The organism is Alphaproteobacteria bacterium (assembly GCA_017308135.1).
GTDB lineage: Bacteria > Pseudomonadota > Alphaproteobacteria > CACIAM-22H2 > CACIAM-22H2 > Tagaea.
In genome coordinates this window covers 303626-318098 of record JAFKFM010000007.1, presented here as the reverse complement: position 1 = coordinate 318098, position 14473 = coordinate 303626, and the positions used below count along the sequence as shown (strand labels likewise).

The following is a 14473-nucleotide window of genomic DNA, read 5'->3' as shown; positions in this document are numbered from 1 at the left end:
GCAGAAACACCGCGATCACGATGGCGCAGATCAAGCCGATTTGGCGCAGCAGCGGAAGGCCCAAGGCGCGGATCACGACGACGTTCCTTTGCGTAGCGGGTCCCAGCGCAAGCGCAGCCGATCGCCCAGCAGCGCGAAGGCGAGCGTCACCATCGACAACGCCAGCACCGGCACCAACGCCGCCAGGGGTGCGCGTTCCACGTATTTGACCGCGTCGGCGATCATACGCCCCCAAGTGGGCGTGCCGGGCGACACGCCGATGCCGAAGAAGCTCAACACCGATTCCGTCGTGATCGCGCGCGGAATGACGATCGCGGCTTGGGTGACGATGGCGCCCAGGATGTTGGGGGCGATATGCCGGACGAGCGTCGTCAGCGGCGGCGAGCCCATCACCTTCGCGGCGGCGACGTAGCCCGCACTTGTTTCGCGCATCCACGCCGCGCGCGCGATGTAAGCGAAGGTCGGCGCGAAGGCGATGCCGATGGCGAGCGTCACCGACGGCACGCCCGGCCCCAGCGCCACCAGCAGCGTCATCGCCAGCAGGATCGACGGCATGGCGCGCACCAGATCGAATGCGCCGAAGACCGGCCATTCCGCCCAGCGCCCGGCGACGACGGCGAGCAAGCCCAACACCGCGCCGAACAAGATCGCCGTCGCGGTCGAGGCGAGCGCCACCGTCATGGTGAGACGCGCCCCCACCGCGAGACGCGTGAAGATGTCGCGGCCGAGATGATCCTGGCCAAGCCAATGCGCGGCACCGGGCCCCGCATGCGAACCCGTCACGCTTTGCGTCATCGGGTCGAGCCCGGTGAGCGTGGGCCCGGTCAATGCCAGAAGCGCGACCGCGCCGAGGATCGCGTAAGCGGCGATCTCGGCGCGGAACGCGAAAGGCTTAACTGCCGCGAACGAGGCTTGCATAACCCGCCCCGCCATCGACGCGCGCCGAACCCCAGGTGAAGCCGGGGGTCCAGCCGCTCACGTCGCGGCGATTGGCGATCGCTTCGGCCGAGTGGCCGATGACGACCGTCCAGTAATTGTCCATCGCATGGCGCCAGGCTTGCAGATACAGCGCGCGGCGCTGGTCGAGATCGACCGCGGCGACGGCCTTCTTGACCGTATCGTCGAAGGCCGCGTCCTGCGGGCTGCCCCACAACACGGTGTTCGGCCCGTCGGACAGCAAGCGCACGAAACGCAGGAAAATGTCGGCGCGCGGACCGCTGCCGAACGGCGCCAGATCCCAATCATATTGGCCCAAACGCCGTTGCGCGCCGATATCGTCCAGCGCCAGATGTTCGACCTGGAAACCGAGTTCGCGCATCGTTTGCGCGCAAGCCTGCGAGTAGTCGTTCTGCCACGACACGATACGCAAAGGCGTGCGCGAAGGCTCGACGCCTTCCGCCTTCAGCATCGCCAGCGCTTTCGCGCGGTCGGGTTTGGCGTGCTTATCGGCTTTATGCAGCGCTTCGTCCCAATAGAAATTGCCGGGAGCGGCCATCTGGTTGGTCGCGACACCCGTGTCGCCCGACCACACTTTCAGCAGCGCCGGTTTGTCCATCGCATACGCGATCGCCTCGCGGACCTTGACGTTGTCGAAGGGGGCGCGCGGCTTGCGGTTGTTGAACGACCAGAAGATCCAGCTCGTATCCTTCATGAATTGAAGCTCGATATTCGGATCGGCTTTCAGCGTCGGAATATGCTCGGCCATGGCGCGCGCGACATGCAGATCGCCCGCGCGCAGCGCCAGCGTGTAATCGACCGTGTCGCGCAAATTGAATTCGACCGCCGCAACCTTCGGCAGACCCGCCTGCCAATAGGCGTCGTGCGCGGGGGCGAGCAGGCGTTCGTTCGGAACCCACGTGCCGAACTTGAACGGCCCCGTGCAGATCGGCGTCTGCACCGTCGCCGCCCAGCCCGGGCTTTCCGGCGCCACGATCCACAATTCCGACAATACGTTCAGCAGCGGGCCGTAGGGCTCCTTCATCTCCATCACGAAAGTGCGCGAATCGGGTGCCGCGAAGCCGGAGACGAGTTGCATGGGGGCGGCCAGCCAGCCGCGGCGCAGATCGCGCACGCGTTCGGCGTTCGCCTTCACGTCCGCCGCGGTCAGTTCGCGGCCGTTATGGAATTTCACGCCTTGGCGGATCTTGAACGTGTAGACCTTGCCGTCCGGGCTGATCGTCCAGGATTCCGCAAGATAGGGAATCGCCTTGCCGTCGTCGGCGATACTGGTCAGCGCTTCGGCATAGACCTGCTGCACGGAAATCGATCCGGTATGGCGGTGCGGATCGGACGTGTCGAGCCCCAGCAGCGCGATCTTCAGCGTGCCGGTGCGCACGGTCTGCGCATTCGCGGTGCCGAGGCGCGTTCCGGGCACATGGTCCAGCAAACCGGCGGCGGCGAGTGCGGCGGCACCCCCGAAGAATGTGCGGCGTCCGAAATCCTGGGTCATGGCGGCATCTCCAAAGGGCGAAGAACCGCGACGCTAATCCCCGGCGATGACGGATAGATCGCCGCGGGATGACATCCCGATGGGATTTATGTGCCGTTTGTATGACGTGCCGCCGCGCCGTTCGGGCCGACTGGCTTGGATTTTGCTGCGAAATCGGGGTAATTTGAGGGAACCCCCATGCCCGCCGGAACCGCCACTTATTTGATCGCCGACGACCATGCCGTGTTCCGGCAGGGTTTGCGCGCCGTGCTGCTGAAACACGCGCCCGAGGCGACGATCCTGGAGGCGGCCTGCTTCGCCGACGCGGTGGATGGCCAAGCGGCGGGTGCGGCCCCCGACCTCATCATCGCCGATCTGCGCATGCCCGATTGCGACGGCTTCGTGGGCTTGCGCAATCTGCGCCAGCGTTACGCGGCCACCCCGATCCTGGCCCTGTCGGCGTCGGAGGAAAGCGAAGACGTTTATCAGGCGCTGGAAGCCGGGGCGTCGGGCTATCTCAGCAAATCCGCCTCGGCCACCAAGCTGCTGGAAGTCGCCGAGTTGATGATGGTCGGCGGCGTCTACGTGCCGCGCGAATTGGTCGCCGCCAACGAAACGGCCGGCAACGCCAAGAAGCTGCCGCATCTGACCGCGCGCCAGCGCGAAGTGCTGATGCTCGTCGTCACCGGCAGTTCGAACAAGGAAATCGGGCGCAAGCTGGGTTTGAGCCCCGGCACGATCAAGGCGCATCTCAGCGCCATCATGCGTCAATTCGGCGTCAACAATCGCGTGCGCCTGTTGCTGGAATTGCGCAATCAGGGCTTCGACGCGCGCGACTACGCGCCGAGCTCGGCGACCAGCAAGGCGTAAAGCACGGCGGGCATCGCCGGCTTTTGCAAAATCCGCCGCTTGCGCCGATTGAGTTCGGCGAGCCCCTTCAAATCGTAGTCGCCGGTCAGCATGATGCCCGGCAGATCGCGGCCGAATTCGCGCTCCAAACGCTCGGCGGCCTGAAACCCGTCTTTGCCGCCGGATAGATGCCGATCGAGAATCAACAGATCGGGGCAGCGCCCGCCGAGCTTGGCGAGCAGCGCATCGTCGTCCTCGGCCGCGATCGCTTCGGCGCCCCAGCTTTCGAGCAGCCGCGTCAACGCGGCCGAAACGGTCGCGTCGTTTTCGATGACCGCGACCAGCTTGCCGATCAAACGCGACGGCGCATCGTTGCGCGGCGCCTCGATCTCCGCCGCCGGAACGGCTTCGCCCTCGACGATCGGCATTTGGATCGAGAACACGCTGCCTTCGCCCGGCCAGGAGCGCACGGCCAAGCGATGATCGAGCACGGCGGCAAGACGCTGCGCGATCGACAGGCCAAGCCCCAGCCCCGTCGCGGTCTTGGCGCCGGGGGCGGCGGGCACGCGATAGAATTCCCAGAAGATGCGCTCGTGCTCGGCCGCGTCGATGCCGGGGCCGGTGTCCCACACTTCGACGATCGCCTTGTCGCCCAAGCGCCGGCAGCCGACCAGAACGCGCCCGCCCGGCGCATACTTGACCGCGTTGGACAGAAGATTGCGCAGGATACGGCCCAGCATGTTGCGGTCGCTGCGCACGCGCAGGCGCGTGTTGACCCAGCGCAAGCGCACGCGCTTGCTTTGCGCTTCCGCCGCGAAAGCGCCGCAAGCCTGCGCGATCAACGCGCCGATATCGACGGGCCCGATCGACGGTTTGGTGGCGCCCGCATCCAGCCGCCCGAATTCGAGCAACGCGTCGAGCAATTCGAGACTGACGCTGAGCGCGCCGTCGATGGCGCCGAGCACGTCGAATTCGCGCGCCGAGCGTTGCTCGCGCGGCAGCGCGCCCAGCAGCAGCGCCGTCGCCTGCAAGGGCTGGCGCAGATCGTGGCTGGCGGTCGCGAGGAAGCGGATCGCGGCGGCGGCGGTGAATTCGGCGCGTTCCAGCGCGCGGGCGAGTTCGTCGGTGCGCTGGCGCACCAAGCCTTCCAACCGGCGCGCTTCCTGCGATTGCTCGTCCAGATCGGTCATCATGCCGACGATCTGCAACGGCTCGCCGTCGGGCCCGCGCGTCAGCACGCCGCGCGTCAGCGTATTGCGCCACGATCCGTCCTTGTGGCGCATGCGCAGCTTCAAGCGATAGATCGGCGTCTTGCCGCGCCGATAGTCGCTATAGGCTTTGTCGACCAGATCCTTTTCGTCGGGATGGACGCGATCGAAGAACGACGCGTAGACCGGCGCCAATTCGTCTTGCGCGTAGCCCAGCATTTCAAACCATTTGGGCGAGTAATACGCGGCGTTGGTGCGGATATCGGTCGCCCAGATTCCGTCATTCGTCTCGCGCGCGATCAGCGCGAGCAGCGAACGGCCGATTTCGGAATCGCTGTCCCAGGGCGCTTTCACGTTCCCGCCTCCGGCCGCAAGCTCTAACATCGGCGCGCGCAAGGCGACAGGCTTAGATATCGACCGCGTAAGCCGCGATGGTCTTGAGGTCGATTTCGATGCCCAAGCCCGGCCCCGTGGGGACGGGCATTTCGCCCTGCTTGTCGGGATGCACCAGCGAGGTGAAACCTTCGCGGAAGGCCGAGGCGCCCAAATCGTATTCGATCAACACCGGAAACGCGGCGTGATCGGTATGCGGCCATTCGGGCAGGCTCGCCGTGTAATGCAACGCCGCCGCCAGCGCCACGCTGCCGCCCCATACGCTGGGGGAAATGCGCAGATTATTGTACTGCGCCAATGTCGCGATCGCTTTGGCTTGGCCCAACCCGCCGCCGACGATCATCGACGGCTGAAGGATATCCACGCCGCGCACATCGAGCAGCCGCTTGAAGTCGTGGGCGGTGTAGAGCGCCTCGCCCGTCGCGATGGGCATGGGGGCGCGGGCGCGCAACTCGCCATAGCCGCGCTCGTCGGTCGTGGGCAGCGGCTCCTCGTACCAATAGATGTCGTGCTTCTCGATCGCGCGCATGCTGAGCAGCGCCGTATCGACCGTGTAGTTGCAGTTCGCATCGACCATCAGCAGCGCGTCCGGCCCCAGGATGCGCCGCGCGAGTTCGACCCGCGCCAGATCGTCCTTGGGCCCGGCCCCCAGCTTGATCTTGACCGCCGGGAAGCGTTCGGCGGCGATTTCGAGCTGGCGGGCATAATCCTTCATCCCGCCTTCGCTGAAATAGGCCGTGGTCGCGTAGCATTTAACGCGATCGACCGATTTGCCGCCGAGCAAATTATAGACGGGCTGCTTGAGCAGCTTGCCCAGCGCGTCCAGGCTGGCGATACTGATGCCGGTCATGCAGGGCGTGAGCAATCCCTGAATGCCGAAATGGTAGAGTTTCTGCGCCGTCTGCGCGGCGACGATCTCGAAATCGAAAGCGCTTTTGCCGACGAAGAACGGCTTCACCAGCGCCATCTGTTGCGCCAACTGGCGCACCGGCCCGCCGATTTCGCCGTAGCCGACGGCGCCGTCTTCCAGCGTCACTTCGACCAGCGAGCAATTGCGCCGCGCGACGAGCCCGCGCGCGGTGCCGTAGGCGCCGCCCTTGGGCACGTCGAATTGATGGCCGAGCAGACGAATTTCGCGGATCTTGGACATCAGAACATCGCCTTGCTCGCGAAGCGCGAGCGGATATGGTGAGCGTAGACCGCGAATTTCTCGTCCGCCACCACATCCATGCGGCGCGGGCGCGGCAGGTCAATCTCGACGATCTCGTCGATGCGGCCCGGCCGTTCGGTCATGATCAACACGCGATCCGAGAGGAACACCGCTTCGGGGATCGAATGCGTGATCAGTAGCACGGTCTTGCGCCGCTCCATCCAGATGCGCTGCAACTCGACATTCATATGCTCGCGCGTCAGCGCGTCCAGCGCGCCGAAGGGCTCGTCCATCAGCAGGATGGCGGGGTCGCGGATCAGCGCGCGGCAGATCGCCACGCGTTGCTGCATGCCGCCCGACAATTCGAACGGATAGCGCGCCTCGAAACCCTTCAGCCCGACCAGATCGAGCAGCTTCATCGCCGCGTCGCGATCGGCGTCGCCGCGTTTGCCCGCGACGTCCACCGGCAGCAATACGTTGTCGAGGATCGTGCGCCACGGCAGCAACACGGGCGATTGGAACACGATACCGACCTTGTCGGACGGGCCGTCGTGATCCTCGCCGTCGATGGAAATATCGCCTTCGGTCTTGTGCGTGATGCCGGCAAGGATTTTCAGCATCGTGCTTTTGCCGCAGCCCGACGGGCCGACGACCGACAGGAATTCGCCGGGGGCGATGTCGAAGCTGATGTCGTTGAGCGCGCGGATCGGCCCGGCGGCGCCCGCATAGGCCTTGCCGAGATTCTGGATCGAAATCGCGTTGTTGGCCGACACGTCAGACTCCCGTCGGCCGGTCGTCGCCGGTCCGCGTCCAGAAAACGAAATGGCGATGCGCCGCCACGATCAATGCGTGCAAGATCATGCCCATGGCGGCGAGAATGATCAAAATCGCGAACACGAAGGCGTTTTTGAGGTCGGCTTGATAGACGAGCAGCATGTAGCCAAGCCCGCCGTCGGCGCCGACGAATTCGCCCACCACCGCGCCGATCACCGCCATCACCGCGCCGATTTCGAGGCCCGCGAAGATGAAGGGCAGCGCCGATGGCAGGCGCACTTGCATGAAAGTCTGCCAGCGCGTGGCATTAAGCGCGATCATCAATTCGATGCGCTCGCGCTCCACCGTCTTCACGCCGACGACGGTGTTCACCAGGATCGGGAAGAACGAGATGATCGCCGTCATCAGCACTTTCGACGACAAGCCGAAGCCGAACCAGATGACCAGCAGCGGCGCGAGCGCCACTTTGGGGACGGCCTGGAAGCAAACGATATAGGGATAGATCACGCGATCGATGATGCGGAATTGCGCCACGGCGCAACCCAGCGCCAAGGCGGCGACGGCGCCGATCGCATAGCCGGCGACGACTTCGAACAGCGTCACGCCGATATGCGGCAGCAGAAAGCCGGACACCAGCGACAGGCGCAACGCTTCGAACACGGAGCTGGGCGCCGGCACGATCAGCTCGGGCACTTTCAGAAGTTTGACGCCGACTTCCCACAGCAACAGAAACAACACGAGCATGGCCCCGGAAAGGACGACGTCCTTCCGGGTCCAGCGCTCGTCGCCGAAACTATCGGCGTTCCAATTTCGCTTCTTCCGCTTTGCCGTCACGGCTTATAGGCCTTGGCCTGGTTCTGCACCGCGGCGGCATCGAACTGGTTGTAGGCCGCGACGTGATCATTGGCGAAAATCTCGCCGCCCGGCAGCACGGTTTGGCGTGCGCCGTTTTCGACCAGATAGGCCTGCAACACTTCGATGCCTTGCGGGTTGGTCCAGCCCCAGCGCTTGTCGGGGCGATCGGCGACCGCCATGTCGCGCACGCCGACTTCCAGCACGTGCTTGGCGTCGGCGAAGGCCTTGTCGGACATCGGCATCGGCTTGGCCTGCGGGTAGGCGACCCAATAGGCTTCGACCGCCGCGTTGGGATTGGCCATCGCGAACACGCCCGCCTTGGCGAAGACGCGGCCCATCTTGGCGACGAGATCGGGCTTGGTCGCGAGCACTTCCTCGCTCGTCGCCAGAATATAGCCGGGTGCCGCCGACAGGCGGCTCGAGGTGAAGATGCGCAGCTTGGCGCCCTGGTTTTCGTAGACGGCGAACGCGCCCGCCCACAGCGCGATCGCCGAGACCGTGCCCGAGTTCAGCGCCTGAAGGCCGGGTGCGCCAGCACCCGTCGGCACCATTTTGACGTCGGTGTCGGGGTTCAAACCGGCTTCGCGCAGCACGGCCTTCAGGAACGGCACGCCGCCGCTTTGCAATGAGAACACGCCGACTTGCGTGCCTTTCATGTCCGCGACGGTCTTGACCGGGCCGTCGGCGAGCGAAGCGATCTGCGCCGAATATTTCGTGACCATCGAATAGACGATCTTCGCCTTCACGCCCTGGTCGCGCGCGTTGATGATCGTTTCCGGATTCACCGTGATGAAGTCCGCGCGACCCGCCGCCAGCAACTGCAACGCCTGCTGCGAACCGGCCGTGGTCTGGACGGTGACGTCCAGCCCTTCTTCCTTCGCCCAGCCCAGCGTGCGCGGCAGATAAAGGCCGGGATGCGTGATCTCGACCTGGTTGCTGCCATGCGCGATGGTGACGGCGGTTTGCGCCGACGCCATGACCGACATCGTCATCAGCGCCGCGACCGCGACGACGGAACCCAGAACCCGCGCCATGCCTCACTCCTTTTGATTTTGATCCAAGGGGGAATACGCCCTTGGATGTGCAAATTGCGCGCCTACAATAGGGTGTCGGCACCGCTTGCAGGCAGGAAAAACGGCCCCTTAGGCCACCGGTTTAAGCGCCGCGCCGGGCCGCCAATCCGGCCGCTCCCAGCCCAGCATTTTACCGGGATTGAGCAGGCCTTGGGGATCGGCGTGGCGTTTGAAGTCGAGCTGGCCCGAATCGACTTTTTTCATGCCGCCTTCCTCGATCGTGAAGGCGTGCGGATCGAAAACCGGGCAATCCGCCGCTTCCAGCGCATCCATGATCGCTTGCAGGCGTTCGGGCGTCGTAAAGCGGACGAGCTGCAGCCCGAAACAGGCCATCTGCCCGTCGACTTTGACGAATTCCAGATGCATCGGGGTTTCGTCGCCGAATTCGCGCCAGCTGCGCTCGATCTTGGCGAGGTAATCGGGCCCGCCATACAGAACCTGAAGGTAGGTGAAGCTTTTGTCCTTCTTCAGCGCGTGCAGCGTGGTGTGATTCCACGAATATTCGTAGATCGGCTTGCGCGTGCCATCGGCCGGCGATTCGCCCAGCACATGCACCGTTCCGCCTTCGGCATCGGCCAGATCGCGCAACGCGTCGAGCCCGTTTTCCGCCACCATCGCCAGCACGGCATGATGGCCGTCGGGCAGCATCGCGCCCAGCGACCCGAAGCATTGTTGCGGGATCGGTGCGGCGATCACGGTGCAAAGGCGCTTGTCGATGCCCGGCTGGTCGGCGAAGGCCTTGCCGAAACGCACGGCGGCCATGAAATCGGAAAAGCCGATCAGCACATCCTGCCACGCCATGGCGGGCGCCAGCGGAATCTCGAGTTCTGTGATGACGCCGTTGGTGCCGTAAGCGTGATTGACGCTTTGGATAGCCTTGCCGCGAAGTTCGATCACGCGCGGGGTTGCTTCCATCGTCACGACGCGCAACGCCAGGATATTGCCGGGATCCGCGAGATTGCCCCACGCGACGGCGCCGATGCCGGTCGACCCGCCGCCGATATAGCCGCCCAAGGTGGAGGTGCGTACGGTCGACGGGAACAGCCGCAGCTCATGCCCGATCTCGCGTTTGCAAGCGCGGTCGAGATCGAGCAAGCGGACCCCGGCTTGCGCGCGCACGCGGCCCGGGGACATCGATATGATTTTGGCCATCGCGGTCATGTCGAGCACAACGCCGCCTTTGAGCGGCATCGCCTGGCCGTAATTGCCCGTCCCCGCCCCGCGCACGGTGACGGGCACGCGCCGGCGATGGCATTCGGCGAGGATGCGGATCACTTCCGCTTCGTCGCGCGGGGTTACGAGCAGATCGGCGCGGGCGTGATCCAGCTTCTCGCGCAGAATCGGGCTGTACCAAAAATAGTCACGGCTCTTCTGCCGAAGCAGGGCGGGATCGTCGCCGATCGCGATTCCGTCGAGCGCTTGCGCCAATCCATCCATCGAATCCGCCCTTTGTCGTGAGCGCTCGACGTTAAGGAATCGCGCCGACGGCGCCTATCCGCCCGAACGCCGATCCGGCCTAAACGTTTGGCGGAGGCCGCGAAACGCCGCGCGGTGCCAAAAGCGGCATCTGGCGTGCGCGGGCATGTTGCCATTTCGGCAACGACCCGTCGTTTTTTATGATCTTTGGTGAACACCAAATTGGCGCAATAGTTGCTGCATTCCGACCGCTCAAAAGGGTGGCGGAAAGGCCGCAGGGACCCAAGGATCAAATCCAACAACGGAGGCACCGAAAATGTCGAATAGCGGCGGAATGCGGATGACGCGGCGCAGCGCGCTGGCGATGGGCGGTGCGGCTTTGGCGGCGGGCAGCGGCCTCGTCTCGGTCGAAGCCGGCGCCCAATCGAAAGCGGTCGTCAATCTCCAGCTCGGCTGGCTGCTGTCGGGCAACCAGCTCGGCGAAGTCGCGGCCAAGCATATGGGCTTCTACGACGCGGAAGGCATCGACATGCGCTTCCAGGCGGGCGGCCCGAATATCGACGGCGTGGCCGTCGTCGCCTCCGGCCGCTTCGAAGTCGGCCAGGTTTCGTCCAGCCCCTCGCTGATGCTCGCGGCGTCGCAGGATCTGCCGATCAAGTGCTTCGCGGTCGGCGCGCAGCAGCACCCCTATTGCTTCTTCTCGCTGAAGAAGAAGCCTGTCGAGAAGCCCGCCGACATGGTCGGCAAGAAGGTCGGCATCCAGGCGACCGGCGTCATTCTGCTGCGCGCTTTGCTCGCCAAGAACAACATTCCCGAGAGCGCGGTGCAGATCGTCACGATCGGCGCCGACATGGCGCCGCTGCTGACGGGCCAGGTCGACGTCGTCACCGGGTGGCTGACCAACACCACCGCGCTGAAGGTGCTGGGCAGCGAGCGCGTCGATCTGCGTTTGTGGGATACGGGCGTGCGCCTTTACGCCCTGCCCTATTACGCGACGACCAAGACGTTGCAGACCAATGCCGACGCGCTCGCGCGTTTCGTGCGCGCCACCGGCAAGGGCTGGGAATACGCCTACGCCAACCGCGAAAAGGCGGTCGATTTCCTGGTGAAGGAATTCCCGAACCTCAACCGCGCCGACGAAATCGAAGCGGCCGAGGTGATGCTGAAATACGCGTTCAGCGACAACACCAAGGTCAATGGCTGGGGGGCGATGGACCCGCAGGTGTGGAAGGAACAGATCGACCTCTACGCCCAGCTCGGTCAGTTCTCCAAGCGCGTGCCCGCCCTCGACGAGGTGATGACCCTCGACGTGCTGAACGCCACCGGCAACGCGCGTCCGCGTCTGGGCTGACGTGAACGCCCAGACGATCGCGCCCGCCGTCGCTTGCCGTGCGCTCTCGGTCCGCTTCGTGACCGAGCGGCGCACGGTAACGGCGCTCGAAAACGTCTCGTTCGAGATCCCGAAGGGCGCCTTCCTGTCGCTGCTCGGGCCGTCGGGTTGCGGCAAATCCACGCTGCTGCGGGTCGTCGCCGATCTCGTCAACGCATCGGAAGGGGCGTGCGACGTGCTCGGCGGCAGCCCGGAAGCCGCCCGGCGCGAGCGCAAGCTCGGCTTCGTGTTCCAGGATGCGGCGTTGCTGCCCTGGCGCACGGCGATTCAGAATGTCGAACTGCCGCTGGAAGTCGGCGGCGGCATCAAACGCGGCTCGTCACCAACCCCGCGCGAATTGCTGCGTCTCGTCGGCCTCGAAGGCTGGGAGAACGCGTTTCCGCACGAACTTTCGGGCGGCATGCGCCAGCGCGTGTCGATCGCGCGCGCCTTGCTGGGCTCGCCCCAAATCCTGCTGATGGACGAACCGTTCGGCGCGCTCGACGAGATCACGCGCGACCGTTTGAACGAAGAACTCCTGCGTATTTGGCAGGAGACCAAGACGACGATCCTGTTCGTGACCCATTCGATCTACGAAGCCGCGTTCCTGGGCCAGAAGGTCCTGGTCCTCGCCGCCAATCCCGGCCGCGTGCGCGAAATGGTCGATATCGACCTGCCCGCCGACCGCAATCTCGCGATGCGCGACAGCGAAGCTTTCGTACGCATCGCCGCCCATCTGCGCGCGTTGTTGGGGAGCTGCTGACATGGCCGACGGCACGATCCCCAATGCCGGCGTCGCCGCCGCCGAAGCGGCCTTCCGCGCCGCACAGCAGCGCAAGAAATGGCGCCGCCGTTTGCTGCCGCTTGCCGGTGTCGCCGCGTTCCTGCTGAGCTGGGCCTTCCTGGTCGAAGTGCTGCAAGTGCCGCCCTTCGTGGCGCCCTCGCCGCAAGCGGTGATCGCCACGCTGGTCGCCAAATTCGACATGCTGATGCGCAACCTCGCCGTCACCGCGATGGAAGCGCTGGCGGGTTTCGCGCTCGGCAATCTCGCGGCCATCGCCATCGCCACGGTGTTCGTCCACAAAAAATCGGCCGAAGAAGCGTTCTTCCCCGTCGTCGTGCTGATCAACACCGTGCCCGTCGTCGCCAAGGCGCCGATCCTGGTGCTGTTGCTGGGCAACGGCATGGAACCCAAGATCGCCATCGCCGCGCTGATCTGCTTCTTCCCCACGCTGGTCAACATGGTGCGCGGCCTCGAATCCGTGAACCCGCAAGCGATGGAGTTGATGCGCGTGCTGTCGGCCAGCCCGCGCGAGATCTTCTTCAAACTGCGCGTCCAGAACTCGCTGCCCTATCTTTTCTCGGCCCTCAAAATCGCCGCGTCGACCGCCGTGATCGGCGCCATCGTCGGCGAATGGATCGGGTCGACCGTGGGCATCGGCGCGCTGATCATCCAAGCGACCTATAATTTCGACACGGCGTTGCTTTACGCGACCGTCGTCGTCGGGTCGTGCTTCTCGGTTCTGTTCTTCTTCGCGATTTCGCTGCTCGAAAGAATGGTCGTGCGCTGGCAAGCGCCGGTCGTCGGTTAAGGGAGGTTGCCCATGTCCACCGAACGCATCGCCGAATCCGGCGGCAGCGTGCCCGTCGCGGCGCGCGCCGACGTCGTCGTCGTCGGCGGCGGCCCGGCCGGTTTCTCGGCCGCCGTGTCCGCCGCGCGTATGGGCGCGAAGACCGTCCTGCTCGAACGCTACTCCTATCTCGGCGGTCTCGCGGCCGGCGGCATGGTCCTCGTCCTCGACGACATGACCAACGGCCAGGAAATCACCGTCACCGGCACCTGCATGGAAATGATCGACCGCATGGCCAAGCGCGGCCACGCGATCTATCCGCCCGAGGAAGACCGCGTGGCGAGCTGGGAAGCGTGGCGCAAATGGTCGCGCTGGGGCGCCCAGGATTTCCGCGCGCAATCGAAGCCACAGCCGATCGTCTTCGCCGCCGCCTTCGATCCCGACGGCTGGAAGCGCGCGTCCAACGAAATGGTCGCCGAGGCCAAGATCGACGTGCGCCTGCATTCCTGGTTTTCGCGCGCGATCGTCGAGGACGGCCGCGCCAAGGGCGTGGTCTGCGAAACCAAATCTGGCCGCGAGGCGATTCTGGGCGACGTGATCGTCGATGCGACCGGCGATCTGGACGTCGCGGCGTCGGCGGGTGCGCCCTTCACCAAGGGCAATTACATCGTCACGACCGTGTTCCGCCTGGGCGGCGTCGACACGGTCGAGGCCGAGCGCTTCCAATACGAGGAGCCCGAAGCCTTCGCCAAGATCGACCGCCAAGCCAAGCGCGTGATGGGCGGCAGCTGGGATTATTGGTGGCTGAAAACGCCGCTGCCCGGCATCGTCTGGTGCAATTGCCCGCATATGCCGGGCTTCGACGCGCTGTCGGTCGTCGACCAAACCCGCGCCGATTTCGAAGGCCGCAATCGCATCTACGCGCTGGTCGATTTCGTGCGCGCCAATATGCCCGGCTTCGCCAATTGCTTCGTCGTCGACGTCGCCCCGCAGCTCGGCGTGCGCACCACGCGTCTGCTCGACGGCGAATATGTCGTGACGAAGGAAGACGTGATGGATCGCGTCCACTTCGCCGACACGGTCGCGCGCGGGCGCGACTACTACACGCCCTATCGTTCCATGCTGCCCAAGGGCGTCGACGGATTGATCGTCGCCGGCCGCCATTATTCGGCGACCGAGGCCGCGCAGAAGCTGTCGCGTGAAATCCCGCCTTGCATGTCGATGGGCCAAGCAGCCGGCGTCGCCGCGACCTTGTCGCTCGATCGCGGTGTCGCGTTGCGCGATGTCTCGCCCGCCGAAATCTGCCGCGCCGTGCGCGCGCAAGGCGGCGACCCCGGCGACAAGCCGTCGGCCAACGCCCGTATGTTGGAGGTCCAGTCTTGAGCCC

13 protein-coding genes are annotated in these 14473 nt (G+C 65.1%); 5 read left to right on the top strand and 8 right to left on the bottom strand.

What is annotated here, in order from left to right:
* Positions 1-72: 72 nt before the first annotated feature.
* Positions 73-918, bottom strand: coding sequence for an ABC transporter permease (locus tag J0H39_05980; GenBank protein MBN9496282.1), 846 nt, complete (start codon positions 916-918; stop codon positions 73-75).
* Positions 893-2449 (bottom strand): ABC transporter substrate-binding protein, encoded by a 1557-nt coding sequence (locus J0H39_05975; GenBank protein MBN9496281.1) that lies wholly within the window; start codon positions 2447-2449, stop codon positions 893-895. The genes J0H39_05980 and J0H39_05975 overlap by 26 nt, the downstream gene beginning before the upstream one ends.
* 177 nt (positions 2450-2626) lie before the next feature.
* Between J0H39_05975 and J0H39_05970 the strand changes: the two genes are divergently transcribed.
* The gene (locus tag J0H39_05970; protein MBN9496280.1) at positions 2627-3298 is read left to right on the top strand and encodes a response regulator transcription factor; all 672 of its coding nucleotides are present in this window, start codon (positions 2627-2629) and stop codon (positions 3296-3298) included.
* Here J0H39_05970 and J0H39_05965 read toward each other — a convergent pair.
* The 6 genes from J0H39_05965 to J0H39_05940 form a co-directional block, all read right to left on the bottom strand.
* The gene (locus J0H39_05965; protein MBN9496279.1) at positions 3265-4839 is read right to left on the bottom strand and encodes a PAS domain-containing protein; all 1575 of its coding nucleotides are present in this window, start codon (positions 4837-4839) and stop codon (positions 3265-3267) included. The genes J0H39_05970 and J0H39_05965 overlap by 34 nt on opposite strands.
* 52 nt (positions 4840-4891) lie before the next feature.
* Positions 4892-6028 (bottom strand): mandelate racemase/muconate lactonizing enzyme family protein, encoded by a 1137-nt coding sequence (locus tag J0H39_05960; GenBank protein ID MBN9496278.1) that lies wholly within the window; start codon positions 6026-6028, stop codon positions 4892-4894.
* Positions 6028-6783, bottom strand: coding sequence for an ABC transporter ATP-binding protein (locus J0H39_05955; GenBank protein MBN9496277.1), 756 nt, complete (start codon positions 6781-6783; stop codon positions 6028-6030). The genes J0H39_05960 and J0H39_05955 overlap by 1 nt, the downstream gene beginning before the upstream one ends.
* Before the next feature lie 19 nt (positions 6784-6802).
* Positions 6803-7636 (bottom strand): ABC transporter permease, encoded by an 834-nt coding sequence (locus J0H39_05950; GenBank protein ID MBN9496276.1) that lies wholly within the window; start codon positions 7634-7636, stop codon positions 6803-6805.
* Positions 7633-8691: an ABC transporter substrate-binding protein gene (locus tag J0H39_05945; GenBank protein ID MBN9496275.1), complete on the bottom strand. Its 1059-nt coding sequence runs from the start codon at positions 8689-8691 to the stop codon at positions 7633-7635. The genes J0H39_05950 and J0H39_05945 overlap by 4 nt, the downstream gene beginning before the upstream one ends.
* 108 nt (positions 8692-8799) lie before the next feature.
* Entirely contained in the window at positions 8800-10167 is a 1368-nt protein-coding gene (locus J0H39_05940) for an FAD-binding oxidoreductase (GenBank protein ID MBN9496274.1), read from the bottom strand.
* Between the two features lie 295 nt (positions 10168-10462).
* Here J0H39_05940 and J0H39_05935 point away from each other — a divergent pair, with 295 nt between their 5' ends.
* The 4 genes from J0H39_05935 to J0H39_05920 are packed head-to-tail and all read left to right on the top strand — an operon-like array spanning position 10463 to position 14469.
* Positions 10463-11497, top strand: coding sequence for an ABC transporter substrate-binding protein (locus tag J0H39_05935; GenBank protein ID MBN9496273.1), 1035 nt, complete (start codon positions 10463-10465; stop codon positions 11495-11497).
* A 1-nt stretch (position 11498) separates the two neighbouring features.
* The gene (locus J0H39_05930; protein ID MBN9496272.1) at positions 11499-12278 is read left to right on the top strand and encodes an ABC transporter ATP-binding protein; all 780 of its coding nucleotides are present in this window, start codon (positions 11499-11501) and stop codon (positions 12276-12278) included.
* Position 12279: 1 nt separating this feature from the next.
* Entirely contained in the window at positions 12280-13107 is an 828-nt protein-coding gene (locus tag J0H39_05925; GenBank protein MBN9496271.1) for an ABC transporter permease, read from the top strand.
* A gap of 12 nt (positions 13108-13119) precedes the next feature.
* Positions 13120-14469: an FAD-dependent oxidoreductase gene (locus tag J0H39_05920; GenBank protein MBN9496270.1), complete on the top strand. Its 1350-nt coding sequence runs from the start codon at positions 13120-13122 to the stop codon at positions 14467-14469.
* Positions 14470-14473 lie beyond the last annotated feature (4 nt).

Excerpts from the sequence above, each read along its gene's own strand:
- J0H39_05935 (MBN9496273.1), top strand. The coding sequence starts at position 10,463 with ATGTCGAATAGCGGCGGAATGCGGATGACGCGGCGCAGCGCGCTGGCG.
- J0H39_05980 (MBN9496282.1), bottom strand. The coding sequence starts at position 918 with ATGCAAGCCTCGTTCGCGGCAGTTAAGCCTTTCGCGTTCCGCGCCGAG.
- J0H39_05920 (MBN9496270.1), top strand. The coding sequence starts at position 13,120 with ATGTCCACCGAACGCATCGCCGAATCCGGCGGCAGCGTGCCCGTCGCG.
- J0H39_05945 (MBN9496275.1), bottom strand. The coding sequence starts at position 8,691 with ATGGCGCGGGTTCTGGGTTCCGTCGTCGCGGTCGCGGCGCTGATGACG.
- J0H39_05960 (MBN9496278.1), bottom strand. The coding sequence starts at position 6,028 with ATGTCCAAGATCCGCGAAATTCGTCTGCTCGGCCATCAATTCGACGTG.
- J0H39_05940 (MBN9496274.1), bottom strand. The coding sequence starts at position 10,167 with ATGGATGGATTGGCGCAAGCGCTCGACGGAATCGCGATCGGCGACGAT.
- J0H39_05925 (MBN9496271.1), top strand. The coding sequence starts at position 12,280 with ATGGCCGACGGCACGATCCCCAATGCCGGCGTCGCCGCCGCCGAAGCG.
- J0H39_05970 (MBN9496280.1), top strand. The coding sequence starts at position 2,627 with ATGCCCGCCGGAACCGCCACTTATTTGATCGCCGACGACCATGCCGTG.
- J0H39_05975 (MBN9496281.1), bottom strand. The coding sequence starts at position 2,449 with ATGACCCAGGATTTCGGACGCCGCACATTCTTCGGGGGTGCCGCCGCA.